This window comes from Methylosinus trichosporium OB3b, from assembly GCF_002752655.1.
GTDB classification, from domain to species: domain Bacteria; phylum Pseudomonadota; class Alphaproteobacteria; order Rhizobiales; family Beijerinckiaceae; genus Methylosinus; species Methylosinus trichosporium.
In genome coordinates, this window is sequence record NZ_CP023737.1 from 1,766,649 (window position 1) to 1,780,869 (window position 14,221).

Below are 14,221 nucleotides of genomic sequence, written 5' to 3' on the forward strand. Positions count from 1 at the left end.
CAAATCGAATCCTATTCCGCGCTCGCGCCTGGCTGGATCTCTTCATGACCAAATTCGCGCTCGACCCCATGGATCTCGCCGCTCTTCTCTCCTCGCGCGTCTGCCATGACGTGATCTCCCCGGTCGGGGCGATCGTCAACGGGCTCGAGGTGCTGGAGGAGGAGAAGGACGCCGAGATGCGCGGCCACGCCCTCGCCCTCATCAAATCGAGCGCCGCCGAGGCCTCGTCGAGGCTGCAGTTCTGCCGCCTCGCCTTCGGCGCCGCCGGCTCCAAGGGCGCCGCCATCGACACCGGCGACGCCGAGCATGTGACCCGCCAGCTCCTCGCCGACGAGCGCACCAGGCTCGAATGGAGCGTGCCGCGCGTGCTGATGTCGAAGAACAAGGTGAAGCTGCTGCTCAATCTGTGCCTGATCGCCGACGCCACGATCCCGCGCGGCGGCGTCATCAGCGTCTCCTCCGCCGGCGGGGAGGACGACCTCTCCTTCACCATCGTCGCCAAGGGGACCAATGCGCGGGTGGCGGCGGCGATCCCCGCCCTGCTCGCCGGAACGCCGGAGGACGGCGCCGTCGACGCACGCGCGATCCAGGCCTATTACGCCGGCCTCGTCGCCGAGGCGAGCGGGCTCGAGGTCGAGATTTCCACGATTCCCGAACAGGTGACGATCATCGCCCGCCCGGCCTCGCGTGAGCGCGACGCCGCCGAAGAGCAGGTCGAGATCGACGCCTGACGGTCCGCACGCGGCGCTGGCGCGACTGTCGAAACGGATTTCATGTCTCTTAACTCCTATGCGTCATGTAGGTCGTCGGAGCCGCGAGCGCGGCCAGAGGCGACGCAATGGACGAGCTGCTGAGCGATTTCCTTGTCGAGACGACCGAGCACGTCGACGCCGCGACGATGGAGCTCGTTCAGCTCGAGAAAGCGCCGGGCGACCGGACGCTCATCGCCAGCCTGTTCCGCCATATTCACACGATCAAAGGCACGAGCGGCTTTCTGAAGCTGCCGCGCGTCGGCCGCCTCACCCATGCGACCGAGGCGCTGATCGGGGCCTTGCGCGACGGCGCGCCGGTCGCCCCCTCGCATGTCACCCTCGTCTTCGCCTCCGTCGATCGGCTGAAGGACATTCTCGCCGAAATGGGCCAGTCCGAGGAGGAGCCAGCCGGCGATGACGGCGATCTCATCGGCGCGCTCGAGGAGGCGACCGCCGCGGCCCGTGCAGGCTTGGCGCGCTTGCGCGCCGATGCGCGCGAGCCAGCGGAGGCCCCGGCCGAGACGCCGCCAGCGGCGGCGGCTCCTGCGCCGCTGTCTGCAACCTCCGAGGCGCATGCCTCCGGGACCGGCGGCCATATCGGCGAGACCGTGCGCGTCTCGGTCGCCGTGCTCGACCGGCTGATGGGCATCGTCAGCGAGCTCGTCTCGACGCGCAACCGGCTGCTCGAGCTGTCGAGCGCGCGCAGCGACGAAGCGATGACCAGCACGGTGCAGACGCTGTCGAGCATCACCAGCGATCTTCAGGATGCGGTGATGAGCGCGCGCATGCAGCCGGTCGGCCGGCTGTTCGCGACTCTGCCGCGCCTCGTGCGCGACCTCGCCCAGGATCTCGGCAAGAAGATCGCGCTGAGCACGGAAGGCGCCGACACCGAGCTCGACCGCCAAGTGATCGAGATCATCCGCGCGCCGCTCACCCATATCATTCGCAATTGCGCCGATCATGGCCTCGAATCGCCGGCCGTGCGCGCCGCCGCAGGCAAGAGCGAGACCGGCCTCATCACCGTTCGCGCCGCCTATGACGCCGGCCAGATCACCATAGACATCGCCGACGACGGCCGCGGGCTCGACGTCGAGCGCATTCACGCCAAGGCGCTGGCGCTCGGCCTCGTCTCCGAGCCGGATGTCTCCAAGCTCGCCGATCAGGACCTGTTCCAGCTCATCTTCGCGCCCGGCTTTTCGACGGCGGACGGCGTCACCAGAGTTTCGGGCCGCGGCGTCGGCATGGATGTCGTGCGCGAGAACATCCAATCGATCGGAGGCGCGATCACGCTCAACTCCCGCCGCGGCCGCGGCACGATGGTGACGCTGCGCATTCCTCTGACGCTCGCCATCACGCCGGCGCTGATCCTCGCCTGCGGCGGCATGCGCTTCGCCATTCCGCAGATGACGGTCGTCGAGCTGGTCGGCGTCGGCGCCGGCTTCGAGCACACGATACAATACATCAACGGCGCCGCCGTGCTGCGCCTGCGCCAGGACGTGCTGCCGCTGCTCGACCTCGCCGGCACGCTCGATCTGCGCCGCTCGACGAGCGAGGCGCCGCACAAGGGATTCGTCGTCGTGCTGCGCGTCGGCTTCGCGCGCTTCGGCCTCATCGTCGAGGCGATCGCGGATGTGCAGGAGATCGTCATCGAGCCCTTGGTCAGCGCGCTGGCGCGCCTCGGCGTGTTCTCCGGCCAGACCCTTCTCGGCGACGGCTCGGTGGTGCTGATCCTCGACCCCTCCGCGCTGATGGAGCGCGCCGGCTTGACGCGGCTCGCCGAAGATCTGTCGCGGCCCGAGGAGGCGCCGGATGTGTTTGCGCCGCCGCGAGAGAAGACCCGCATCATCCTCGTGCGCGCCGGCCCCGACTCGATGAAGGCGCTGCCGCTGTCGCTGGTGCTGCGCATCGAGGAGGTGGAGCGCGAGCGGCTGGTCGCCGCCGACGGCGCCTTCGTGATGGCCTATCGCGACAGCCTTCTGCCGGTCATGCCGGCGACCGCGGATGTTTCGCTCGACCGCAAATCCTATCCGATCCTGGTGATCTCGGGCGCCGGCCAGTCGATGGGCCTGATGGTCGAGGAGATCGTCGACGTGACCGACGAATATCTCGATCTGCAGCGAGGGAGCGCCGAGCCGCATGTGCTGGGCTCGATTCAGCTCGACGGACGCATCGTCGAGTTCCTCGACGCGACGCATTTCATGCGCCTCGCCTGCCCCGCCGCCGTCGCGCGCGGCGTCAACAAGCGGCTCAAGGTGCTGCTTGTCGACGACAAGGCCTTCTTCCGCGACATGCTGGCGCCGATTCTCGCCGCGGCCGGCTATGACGTCACCTCCGCCGGCTCGGCGCAGGAGGCGCTGTCCTTCCTGCGCAAGGGGCTGGTGGTGCAGGCCGTCGTCACCGACACCGACATGCCCGAGATGGACGGCTATAATTTCGCCCGCGCGCTGCATCGGCTGCCCGGCCTCGCCGAGCTTCCGGTGGTGGCGCTGGCCGCGCAGGCGACGCCGAGCGTGCTGGCGGCGGCGGAGGCCTGCGGCATCGCCGCCGTGGCCGGCAAGTTCGACCGCCGCGCGCTGCTCGACAGCGTCGCGCGCCTGCTCCAGAGCGTGGAGACGGCGCCGCAGGACATCGAGCTGCGCATCATATCGGAGCTCGCGGCATGAACCGATCCCCTGCCGACGCGCGCCACGCGCAGAGCCGCAACTTCACCATCAAGGTGCGGGCGCAGACTTTCGGCCTGCCGGTCGAATGCGTGAAGACGATCTTCCATATCGACGCCCTGACGCCGGTGCCGCTGGCGCCGCGGGAGGTCGCCGGCCTCGCCAATCTGCGCGGCCGCATCGTCACCGCGCTGCATCTCGACCGCTGCCTCAAGCTCGACACGGACGGCGAGCGCGCGCCGGGCGCGCTCGCAGTCGGCATAGAGCAGCATGGCGAGAGATATGCGCTGCTCATCGACGACACGGGCGACGTCGTGACCTGCGACGAACGCGACCGGATCGCCTATCCGACCCATGTCGGCCCGCAATTGGCCGAGGCGACCAACGCCTGCTATCGCGTCGGCGACGGATTTCTGCCGATCCTCGACATAGACGTTCTGTTGAAGCGAATGTCCCGACAGGTGGACGCCGCTTCGCAGCGAGAGGCCACAGGAGGAGGTGAGAGATGAAGCAGATTTTGGTGGTCGACGATTCGGCGGTGATCCGCAAGGTCGCGCGACGCATTCTCGAGGGGCTGGAGCTCAGCACCAGCGAAGCCGCCGACGGCCGCAAGGCGCTCGACGCCTGCGCGGCCGCCATGCCGGACGCGATCCTGCTCGACTGGAACATGCCGGAGATGGACGGGTTCGAGTTCCTGCGCGAGCTGCGCCGCATGCCCGGCGGTCGCACGCCCAAGGTCGTGTTCTGCACGACCGAGAACGAGGCCGGCCATATCGCCGCGGCGATCGACGCCGGCGCCGACGAATATATCATGAAGCCCTTCGATCAACAGATCGTCCGGTCGAAGCTCGAGGAGATCGGCTTCATCTGACAAAAACCGGCTTGGCAGGTGCGGCGAGCCTCAGTTCGATCGTGACAGCCCATGCGTGACTTGCGTCCCTTCGCCCTCTCCGGCGCGTTCGCGCGCTCCGCTCGCGAATGCGTTGCGGAGCGCCGGCGATGAGCGTCGCCTTCGCGCGGCTGCGCCGCCTGCTGCTCTCGGTCGCCGGCCTCTCGCTCGACGCCGACAAGCTCTATCTCGCCGAGAGCCGGCTCGCGCCGCTCATGCTCGAGAACGGCGACATCGATCTCGCCGAGCTGATGCGCCGGATCGAGCGTTCGGGCGACGAGCAGTTTCTGCAGGCGGTCATCGACGCGATGACCACCAACGAGACCTTCTTTTTCCGTGACCGCGCGCCGTTCGAATGGCTGCGCCGCCACTGGCTGCCCGAGATCATGGCGCGGCGCCGCGATCAGCGCCGGCTGCGCATCTGGTCCGCCGCCTGCTCCACCGGACAGGAGCCCTATTCTCTGGCGATGACGTTCGAGGAGGAGGCCGAGCGGCTCGACGGCTGGCGCGTCGAAATATTGGCGAGCGACATCAGCGAGACGGCGCTGGAAGCGGCGCGGCGCGGCGTCTACAGCCAGTTCGAGGTCCAGCGCGGTCTGTCCACCGCGCGGCTGCTGCGGCATTTCGAGCCGCCGCCGGTGATCGGCGGCTGGCGCGTGAACGCGCGGCTGCGCGGCCGCGTCGTCTTCCGCAAGATCAATTTGTGCGATGATTTTCGCGAGATCGGCGCGTTCGACCTGATCTTGTGCCGGAACGTGCTGATGTATCTCGATGGCGACGTGAAACGGCAGGTCCTCTCGCGCCTCGCGGGATCGCTCGAGAGCGACGGCCATCTCATTCTCGGAACCTCGGAGAACGTCGGACCGGCCAATCGCTCCTTCACGCCGGATGCGGCCGAATGCGGTTGGCGGCTGCGCCGCAAAACGCACGCGCGGCGTCTCGCCGCTGTGGGAGGCTGAGGGGGAGGAGCGAATAGCGCGTAGCGAGTAGATCGGGGTCGCTACGGGTTTGCGTCATTCGATTCGATATGTCCAAAGAGCGAACCTGAAGGCTCGCGGTCCAGCGCCGTGCTTGGACCGCGAGCCTTCAGGCTCGCTCTCGAGGCCCACCAATTTTCGATGAAGCAGCCCCCTACTCCGTATTCGCTTCCCCCACTCAGGCGATGATCCGCTCATCCGCCTCGCTCGGCTCGCGCAGCACATAGCCGCGGCCCCACACCGTCTCGATGTAGTTGCGGCCGTCGCTGGCGTTGGCGAGCTTCTTACGCAGCTTGCAGATGAACACGTCGATGATCTTGAGCTCCGGCTCGTCCATGCCGCCGTAGAGATGGTTGAGGAACATCTCCTTGGTCAGCGTCGTGCCCTTGCGCAGCGAGAGCAGCTCGAGCATCTGATATTCCTTGCCGGTCAGATGCACGCGCGAGCCGGAGACCTCGACCGTCTTCTGATCGAGATTGACGACGAGATCGCCGGTGATGATGACCGACTGCGCATGGCCCTTCGAGCGGCGAACGATGGCGTGGATGCGCGCGACCAGCTCGTCCTTGTGGAACGGCTTGGTGAGATAGTCGTCGGCGCCGAAGCCGAGACCCTTCACCTTGTCCTCTATGCCGGCGAGGCCGGAGAGGATGAGGATCGGCGTCTTGACCTTGGCGACGCGCAACGTGCGCAGCACCTCATAGCCCGACATGTCGGGAAGGTTCAGATCGAGCAAAATGATATCATAATCATAGAGCTTTCCGAGATCGATCCCTTCCTCGCCGAGATCGGTCGCGTAGACGTTGAAATTTTCGGACTTGAGCATGAGCTCGATGCTTTGAGCTGTCGCGCTGTCATCCTCGATCAGTAAAACGCGCATCTTCAGGTCCCCACCCCAGCTCCACGTACGGGCGTCGCCGCGCCCGCGCGACGGCGACGCGCCTTTTTTCGAGGCGCCCGCTCGATCGAATGTCCCTTTCTGGAAACGCTAAGCGGTAATGGTTAACAAACCCTGATCTCGACCCCGGCCGTCGTTCGGACGGCGCCGGCTCGGGGGCCGCGGCCTTCCGACGGGCGTCGGCGGGCGCGGCGAATCGGGCGGCTCACCTCTTATACCTCTCGACCTCGCCTCCTAGAAGCGTGGCCGCGCGCCGAGTACAGCCTGGGGAAAGCCCGAAGCCGGGGAGCCGAGCTTCTCGCATACGGAGCCGCGCGTCTCGGATCGGTTTCGACGGCATCCGTCGTCAGCGTCACCTGTGCCGCCGGGCGCAGGGCGACAGCCGGGCGCAGGACGACTTGAACCGGCGCGCAACATGTGCGAATGGCGACCGGCACGCGAGCCTTCCAGAGAGCCGCTCCCCGCGAGGCGGCCGACGCCGCGTCGGCCCTCGATCAGATTCGACGAGTTCCCCCGTGAAATTTGCACGCCTGCGCGACAGAATTTTACGTCGCAAACCGACCCCCGCGCCGATCAAGCCTTTCGACTCTTATGAATGGCGCGCGCCGAGCGCGCAGAATTGCATCGATCTCATTCCCGGCTGGAACACCCGCTTTCCCGACGAATATGGCGTCGTCGCCGGCAATGGCGTCGCCTTCGGCGATCCGCGCATCTCTTGGGCGATCGCCCGCTACGGCTCGGTCGACGGCGCGCGCGTGCTCGAGGTCGGGCCGATGGAAGGCGCGCACACCTCTCTGCTGCATCGACGCGGGGCCGAGATCACCGCAGTGGAGGCCAATAAGGACGCCTTTTTAAAGTGCCTGATCACCAAGGAGATCGTCGGCCTGCCGCGGGCGCGCTTCCATCTCGGCGACTGCGTGCTCTTCCTCGAGCAGAACGAGACGCGCTACGACCTCATCGTCGCCTGCGGCGTGCTCTATCACATGCGCGAGCCGCTGCGGTTCTTGCAGGCGGTCGCGGCGCGGACCGACGCGCTCTATCTGTGGACGCATTTCATGGACGATTTGTCGATTCCCGACGACGACAGCCCGCTCGCGCAAGGCCTGAGGCAGACGCGCGAGCTCGGCGAGCTCAGCGGGCGGCAGTTCGTCATGTATCGCCACAGCTATGTCGGCGCCAATCTCGCGCCGGCCTTTTGCGGCGGCATCTATGACGACGCGCGCTGGCTGCCGCGACGGTCGATCGTCGGCGCGCTCGAGACGCTCGGCTTCGATTCGGTCGAATTCGCGCATGAGGCGACGCCCCATCCCAATCTGCCGGCCTTCTCCGCCTTCGCGAGACGGACCGCGCCCGGAAAGACGTCGCCAGTGCCGCCAACCGCCGAGGCGCGCTGAACCCGCTTCGTCCCACGCCGTCCGCACACGTGATTGACTAATGCGCGAGCTTTTTCGTATATGCGACGCGCGGCGTCGGGCGAAGGGCGGTTCCAGCGACGGAATGTCGCGTCCGCGCCACGAACGACGCGGCCGCGGATGGACGTTTCTAAAATTATCGGCGTCCTTCGGCAGCTGAAGATTACGCGACGATAAGACCACGGCGGAGCCGAAGCGCAAACGCGTCTTCGGCGCCCGAAACGGCGGCGACGCGCGACGTCGGCGGCCGCAAAGCGAGCGGAGACCTCGAGTGAAGAGAACCTATCAACCCAGCAAGATCGTGCGCAAGCGCCGCCACGGCTTCCGCGCCCGCATGGCCACCGTCGGCGGCCGCAACGTCCTCAACGCGCGCCGCGCGCGGGGACGCAAGCGCCTCTCGGCCTGATCTCCCCTATCGTCGCAACGCGCGGAGGCGCGATGGCCCCCGCCGCAACGACGACAGCGCGGCCCGAGCGGCTGCGGCGACGGCGCGAGTTCCTGCGCGCCGCCAAGAGCGGGCTGCAGCGCAGCGGAGGCGCCGCCTTCAAGCTGCAGGCGGCCGCGCGCGAGGGCGATGACGAGGCCCCGCCCCGCTTTGGGCTCACGGTGACGAAGAAGGTCGCCGGAGCCGTCGGACGCAATCGCATCCGCCGGCGTCTCAGGGAAGCGTTGCGCCTTTGCGGCGCGGCGGGCGCGCTTCCCGGCTATGATTATGTCTTCATCGCCCGCCCCGGCGCGCTGACCATGCCCTTCGCGGAGCTGGAAGCGCAGATGGCCGAGGCGCTGGCGAAGCTGCGGCCGCGCGCGAGCGGCCCGCAACCGCGCAACTCTCGAGCAAACGGGCCTCCGGCGTCATGAACGAATACACCAAGAATGTGATCATCGCCGCGGGCCTGTCGATGCTGTTCATCGGCGCCTGGGATTATTTCTACGCCTTCCCCAAGCTCGAGCAGGAGCGGCAGACTCAAGCCGAGCAGATCAAGAAGACGGCGCAGGCGCAGGCCCCGGCGGCGCGCAAGCCCGCCGCCCCCGAGACCAAGCAGGCGCAGGCGCCCACGGCGACGCAGCAGCAGCCGGCGGCCGCGCAGAAGCCAGTGAAGAAGACGCGCGAGGCCGCTCTGGCGGAGAGCCCGCGCATCGCCATCGACACGCCCTCCATCGCCGGCTCGATCGCGCTGGTCGGCGGGCGCATCGACGACGTCTCGCTCAAGAATTATCACGAGACCGTCGATCCGAAGAGCCCGATCATCGTGCTGCTCTCGCCGGAGAACGGCCCCGATCCCTATTACGCCGAGACCGGCTTCCTCGCCGCGGGCGACGCGGCGCTGCCCAATGCGCAGACGCTGTGGACCGCCGATCGCACGACGCTCTCCGCCGCGCAGCCGGTGACGCTGAGCTATGACAATGGCCAGGGCCTCGTCTTCAAGCGCAAAATCGCGGTCGACGATCGCTATATGTTCACGGTGGCCGACAGCGTCGAGAACCACGCCGACAAGCCGGTCACGCTCTATTCCTACATGCGCGTCGCCCGCGTTGGCATCCCGGCGGGCGCGGGCTATGCGGCTCTGCACGAGGGCTTCATCGGCGTCATCGGCGAGTCCGGCGTGCAGGAGATGAAATATGAGAAGGTCGAGAAGGAGCCGCACGCGACCAAGACGCTGAGCGGAACCGGCGGCTGGCTCGGCTTCACAGAGAAATATTGGGCCGCGGTGGCGGTGCCGCAGCAGGACAAGCCCTTCGAGGCGCGCTTCTCGGCGACCGGCGCCGGAACGGTCAAAGCCTATCAGGCCGATACGGTCGGCGCGCCGCTGACGATTCAGCCCGGCGCGAGCGGCGAAACCTCGCAGCGCATCTTCGCCGGCGCCAAGGTCGTCGACATGCTCGACGCCTATCAGGCGCAGGGGATCGAGCATTTCGACCTTCTGATCGACTGGGGCTGGTTCTACTTCCTTACCCGGCCGATGTTCCGCCTCATCGACAATCTGTTCCATGTGCTCGGCAATTTCGGCCTCGCCATTCTGGCCGTGACCGTGCTCGTGAAGATCGCCTTCCTGCCGCTCGCCAACAAGAGCTATCAGGCTGTCGCCAAGATGAAGGAAGTTCAGCCCAAGATTCAGGCGCTGAAGGAAAAATATGGCGACGACAAGCAGACGCTGAGCCGCGAGCAGATGGCGCTGTTCAAGCGTGAGAAGATCAATCCCGCCGGCGGCTGCCTGCCGATGCTGCTGCAGATTCCGGTGTTCTTCTCGCTCTATAAGGTGCTGGTCATCACCATCGAGATGCGCCACGCGCCCTTCTATGGCTGGATCAAGGACCTCTCGGCGCCCGACCCGACCAACATCTTCAACCTCTTCGGCCTCATCCCCTTCGATCCGACACAGATCCCCCTGTTCGGCTCGTTCCTGTGGCTCGGCGTCTGGCCGATCATCATGGGCTTCACCATGTGGATGCAGATGAAGATGAATCCGGAGCCGACCGACGAGATCCAGCGCATCGCCTTCGCCTGGATGCCGGTGATCTTCACCTTCTCGCTCGGCAGCTTCGCCTCCGGCCTCGTCATCTACTGGAGCTGGAACAATATTCTCTCGGTGACGCAGCAATGGTACATCATGCGTCGCGCCGGGGTGAAGTTCGAGCTGTGGGACAATCTGAAGAAGACCTTCGACTTCAAGAAGAAGGCCGCGTGAGCGACACGGAGCCGAATTTCGTCGAGAGCGGCCGGCGGCTTTTCGCCGGCCCCTGCGACTTCATCTTCGCCAGCGCGAAATCATCGGATCTGCCGCCGATCGGCCCGCCCGAGATCGCCTTCGCCGGCCGCTCCAATGTCGGCAAATCGTCGCTTTTGAACGCGCTGACCGGCCGCAAGACGCTGGCGCGCGTCTCCAACACCCCCGGCCGCACGCAGCAGCTCAATTTCTTCGCCGTCGGCGCCGAGCCCGGAGCCGAGCCGCTGCGCCTCGTCGACATGCCGGGCTATGGCTATGCCGCAGTCGGCAAGGAGAAGGTAGCGAGCTGGACGCGGCTGATGGAGGATTTTCTGCGCGGTCGGGCGTCGCTGGCGCGCGTCTTCGTGCTGATCGACAGCCGCCGCGGCATCAAGGAGATGGACGAGGAAATGCTCGATCTGCTCGACAAATCCGCCGTCTCCTACCAGATCGTGCTGACGAAGCGCGACGAATTGAAGCTCGCCGAGCGCGCCGCCGCGCTGGCGGCGGCGGAGGCGGCGCTGGCCAAACGCCCCGCGGCCTTTCCGCAGGTCGCCGCCACATCCTCGCGCGACGGCGAGGGGATAGCGGAACTGCGCGCCGGCATCGCCCGGCTGCTGGCCGAACGAATCGCTTGAATATTGCAAGCGCGTCCGTTCTAAACGGCTTCGCGCTTCTCTCACCCGAAGGCGGACCATGACCGAAGACTCGGCCGACAGCGCGCTCCAGCAGGCCCGTATCCTGATGCAGGCGCTGCCGCATATGCTGCGCTATGACGAGGCCATCGTCGTCGTGAAATATGGCGGCCACGCCATGGGCGACGACAGGGTCGCGCGCGACTTCTCCCGCGATATGGTGCTGCTCGAGCAATCGGGCGTCAATCCGGTCGTGGTGCATGGCGGCGGGCCGCAGATCGGCGCCATGCTGGGCAAGCTCGGCATCAAATCCGAATTCGCCGACGGATTGCGCATCACCGACAAGGCGACGATGGAAATCGTCGAGATGGTGCTCGCCGGCTATATCAACAAGCAGATCGTCGGCTTCATCAATTCGGAGGGCGGCCGCGCCATCGGCCTGTGCGGCAAGGACGGCCGCATGGTCACGGCCGAGAAGCTGGCGCGCCCGGCGCATGACAATGGCCGCGCGGTCGATCTCGGCTTCGTCGGCGAGGTGGCCAAGGTCGACACCATTGTGCTCGAGCAGGTGCTCGGCCGCGAGCTGATCCCGGTGCTGGCGCCGGTGGCGCAGGGCGAGGACGGCGAGACCTACAACATCAACGCCGACACTTTCGCCGGCGCCATCGCCGGCGCGCTCGGCGCCAAGCGCCTCTTGTTCCTCACCGACGTGCCCGGCGTGCTCGACAAGAACAAGCAGCTCATCAAGGAGCTGAAGGTTTCCGACATTCCCGGCCTCGTCGCCGACGGCACCATCACCGGCGGCATGATCCCCAAGGTCGAGACCTGCATGTATGCGATCGAGCGCGGCGTCGAGGGCGTCGTGATCCTCGACGGCAAGCTGCCGCACGCCGTGCTGATAGAGCTTCTGACCGATCATGGCGCGGGCACGCTGATCACGAGGTGAGGATTTGACCCATTGCGTGGAGCCGAGCGAGGACGCCGACGAGGGACCACCCCGCGGCTCCGGATTGCTTCGCTCCGCTCGCAATGACGAGGCGGGCGTCATTGCGAGGAGCGAAGCGACGAAGCAATCCATAGCCGTGGGGCGGCCTCTCGATTGCTTCGCTTCGCTCGCCATGACCGACGCCGACAGATTCGCTCATATCGATACTTGGGTGTTCGATCTCGACAACACCCTCTATCCCGCCTCCTGCGACCTGTGGCCGAAGATCGACCAGCGGATCACGCTCTATATGATCCGCATGTTCGGGCTCGACGGCGTTTCCTGCCGCGCCCTGCAGAAGCATTACTACCATCGCTATGGCACGACCTTGCGCGGGCTGATGACCGAGCATGGCGTCGACGCCGACGCCTTCCTCGCCTTCGTCCATGACGTCGACCGCTCCTCGCTGCCGCCCGCCCCGCTGCTGGCGAGCGCCATCGCCGCGCTGCCCGGCCGCAAGCTCATTCTCACCAATGGCTCGCGCCATCACGCGCTGGAGACGGCCCGGCGCCTCGGTCTCGACCATGTGTTCGAGGATGTGTTCGACATCATCGCCGCAAAATTCGTCGCCAAGCCGCATGAAGAAGCCTATGAGCGCTTCTTCGACCGCCATGCGGTGGAGCCGACGCGCGCGGTTCTGTTCGAGGATCTCGCGCGCAATCTCGTCGTCCCGCATCGGCGCGGCATGACCACGGTTCTGGTGACGCCCGAGCAAGGCGGCGAGGACTGCCGCGAGCCCTGGGAGATCGCCCATGGCCGTGAGCCCCATGTCGATTTTTCGACCAGCGATCTCACCGCATTTCTCGAAGGGCTCCAGTCCCGATAGCTTCACGCAAAAGCTCGAGGCGGCGGCTTTCGAGGCTTTCGCCTCGGCGCAGATCGGTCTACAACGCGCCAAATTCCGTCAGAACGACGCATGAGGCCCGGCATGACCGAAATCATCGATATTCACGCCCGTGAAATTCTCGATTCGCGCGGCAATCCCACGGTCGAGGTCGAAGTCACGCTGGAGGACGGCTCCTCGGGCCGCGCCGCCGTTCCCTCCGGCGCCTCGACCGGCGCGCATGAAGCGGTGGAGAAGCGCGACGGCGACAAGAAGCGCTTTCTCGGCAAGGGCGTGCTCGGCGCCGTGCAGAGCGTCAACGACGAGATCGCCTCCGAGCTGATGGGCATGGAGGCCGAGGAGCAGGCGACGATCGACGAGGCGCTGATCGAGCTCGACGACACGCCGAACAAATCGCGGCTCGGCGCCAACGCCATTCTCGGCGTCTCGCTCGCCGTCGCCAAGGCCGCCGCCGAGGCCGCCTCGCTGCCGCTCTACCGCTATATCGGCGGCGTGCAGGCGCGCGTGCTGCCGGTGCCGATGATGAACATCATCAATGGCGGCGTCCACGCCGACAATCCGATCGATTTCCAGGAGTTCATGATCCTGCCGGTGGGCGCGCCGACGTTGCGCGAGGCGGTGCGCTGGGGCGCGGAAGTGTTCCACACGCTGAAAGCCGCGCTGAAGAAAGCGGGCCTCTCGACATCGGTCGGCGACGAGGGCGGCTTCGCCCCCAACCTCCCCTCCGCCGAGGCGGCCCTCGACATCATCGTCGAGGCGATCGCAGCCGCGGGCTTCGTGCCGGGCGAGGACATCTATCTCGGCGCCGATTGCGCCGCGACAGAGTTCTTCAAGGACGGCAAATATGTCTATGAGGGCGAGAAGCTGTCGCGCTCGATCGAGGAGCAGGTCGCCTATCTCGCCAAGCTCGCCGACTCCTATCCGATCGTCACGATCGAGGACGGCATGGCCGAGGATGATTGGGAGGGCTGGCGCCTGCTGACCGACACGCTCGGCGACAAGATCCAGCTCGTTGGCGACGACATCTTCGTCACCAATGTCGATCGGCTGTCGCGCGGCATCGACGAGGATGTCGCCAATTCGCTGCTGGTGAAGGTCAATCAGATCGGCACGCTGACCGAGACGCTCGCCGCCGTCGAGATGGCGCATCGCGCCGCCTATACGACGGTGATCTCGCATCGCTCCGGCGAGACCGAGGATTCGACGATCGCCGATATTTCGGTCGCCACCAACAGCGGCCAGATCAAGACCGGCTCGCTCGCCCGCTCGGACCGGGTCGCCAAATACAATCAGCTCATCCGCATCGAGGAGGAGCTCGGACCGGCGGCGATCTACGCCGGCCGCAATGCGTTGAAGGGGCTGGCTTAGCCCCCTCCCCGTCCCTCCCCCGCTCCGCGGGAGAGGGTTGACGCTCACGATCAGCGCTTCGCAGCGACCTCGGTGAAGGGCCGAAACTGCTCTCTC

The 14,221-nt window shown here is 66.5% G+C and carries 14 protein-coding genes; 13 read left to right on the forward strand and 1 reads right to left on the reverse strand.

Annotated features, from left to right (window positions below):
• The first annotated feature begins 44 nt into the window (after positions 1-44).
• The 5 genes from chpT (at position 45) to CQW49_RS08590 (ending at position 5,260) form a co-directional block, all read left to right on the forward strand.
• Positions 45-731 (forward strand): histidine phosphotransferase ChpT, encoded by a 687-nt coding sequence (gene chpT / locus CQW49_RS08570; protein ID WP_004448320.1) that lies wholly within the window; start codon positions 45-47, stop codon positions 729-731.
• 107 nt (positions 732-838) lie between these two features.
• Entirely contained in the window at positions 839-3,415 is a 2,577-nt protein-coding gene (locus tag CQW49_RS08575) for a hybrid sensor histidine kinase/response regulator (protein WP_004448319.1), read from the forward strand.
• Complete coding sequence (locus CQW49_RS08580; protein ID WP_004448318.1) at positions 3,412-3,921, forward strand: chemotaxis protein CheW; 510 nt, start codon at positions 3,412-3,414, stop codon at positions 3,919-3,921. The genes CQW49_RS08575 and CQW49_RS08580 overlap by 4 nt, the downstream gene beginning before the upstream one ends.
• Positions 3,918-4,283 carry a response regulator gene (locus CQW49_RS08585; RefSeq protein ID WP_004448317.1) on the forward strand — a complete coding sequence of 122 codons (366 nt, stop codon included), beginning with the start codon at positions 3,918-3,920 and terminating at the stop codon, positions 4,281-4,283. The genes CQW49_RS08580 and CQW49_RS08585 overlap by 4 nt, the downstream gene beginning before the upstream one ends.
• A 128-nt stretch (positions 4,284-4,411) precedes the next feature.
• Entirely contained in the window at positions 4,412-5,260 is an 849-nt protein-coding gene (locus CQW49_RS08590) for a CheR family methyltransferase (RefSeq protein WP_004448315.1), read from the forward strand.
• A 196-nt stretch (positions 5,261-5,456) separates the two neighbouring features.
• Here CQW49_RS08590 and ctrA read toward each other — a convergent pair whose 3' ends face one another.
• A complete protein-coding gene (gene ctrA / locus CQW49_RS08595) occupies positions 5,457-6,158 on the reverse strand; it encodes a response regulator transcription factor CtrA (RefSeq protein ID WP_004448313.1) in 702 nt (233 codons plus the stop codon).
• A gap of 533 nt (positions 6,159-6,691) precedes the next feature.
• Between ctrA and CQW49_RS08600 the strand changes: the two genes are divergently transcribed.
• From CQW49_RS08600 to eno, 8 genes are all read left to right on the forward strand, one after another.
• Positions 6,692-7,570: a class I SAM-dependent methyltransferase gene (locus CQW49_RS08600; protein ID WP_004448310.1), complete on the forward strand. Its 879-nt coding sequence runs from the start codon at positions 6,692-6,694 to the stop codon at positions 7,568-7,570.
• Positions 7,571-7,859: 289 nt separating this feature from the next.
• On the forward strand, positions 7,860-7,994 hold the full coding sequence (gene rpmH / locus CQW49_RS08605; protein WP_004448308.1) for a 50S ribosomal protein L34: 135 nt from the start codon (positions 7,860-7,862) through the stop codon (positions 7,992-7,994).
• Positions 7,995-8,026: 32 nt separating this feature from the next.
• A complete protein-coding gene (rnpA, locus tag CQW49_RS08610) occupies positions 8,027-8,446 on the forward strand; it encodes a ribonuclease P protein component (protein ID WP_004448306.1) in 420 nt (139 codons plus the stop codon).
• Complete coding sequence (yidC, locus tag CQW49_RS08615; protein ID WP_004448305.1) at positions 8,443-10,275, forward strand: membrane protein insertase YidC; 1,833 nt, start codon at positions 8,443-8,445, stop codon at positions 10,273-10,275. The genes rnpA and yidC overlap by 4 nt, the downstream gene beginning before the upstream one ends.
• Positions 10,272-10,931, forward strand: a complete 660-nt coding sequence (yihA, locus tag CQW49_RS08620; RefSeq protein WP_004448304.1) for a ribosome biogenesis GTP-binding protein YihA/YsxC — start codon at positions 10,272-10,274, stop codon at positions 10,929-10,931. The genes yidC and yihA overlap by 4 nt, the downstream gene beginning before the upstream one ends.
• 58 nt (positions 10,932-10,989) lie before the next feature.
• On the forward strand, positions 10,990-11,874 hold the full coding sequence (argB, locus tag CQW49_RS08625; RefSeq protein ID WP_004448302.1) for an acetylglutamate kinase: 885 nt from the start codon (positions 10,990-10,992) through the stop codon (positions 11,872-11,874).
• A gap of 4 nt (positions 11,875-11,878) precedes the next feature.
• Positions 11,879-12,739, forward strand: coding sequence for a pyrimidine 5'-nucleotidase (locus tag CQW49_RS08630; protein ID WP_004448300.1), 861 nt, complete (start codon positions 11,879-11,881; stop codon positions 12,737-12,739).
• Between the two features lie 102 nt (positions 12,740-12,841).
• A complete protein-coding gene (gene eno, locus CQW49_RS08635; protein ID WP_004448299.1) occupies positions 12,842-14,125 on the forward strand; it encodes a phosphopyruvate hydratase in 1,284 nt (427 codons plus the stop codon).
• Positions 14,126-14,221 lie beyond the last annotated feature (96 nt).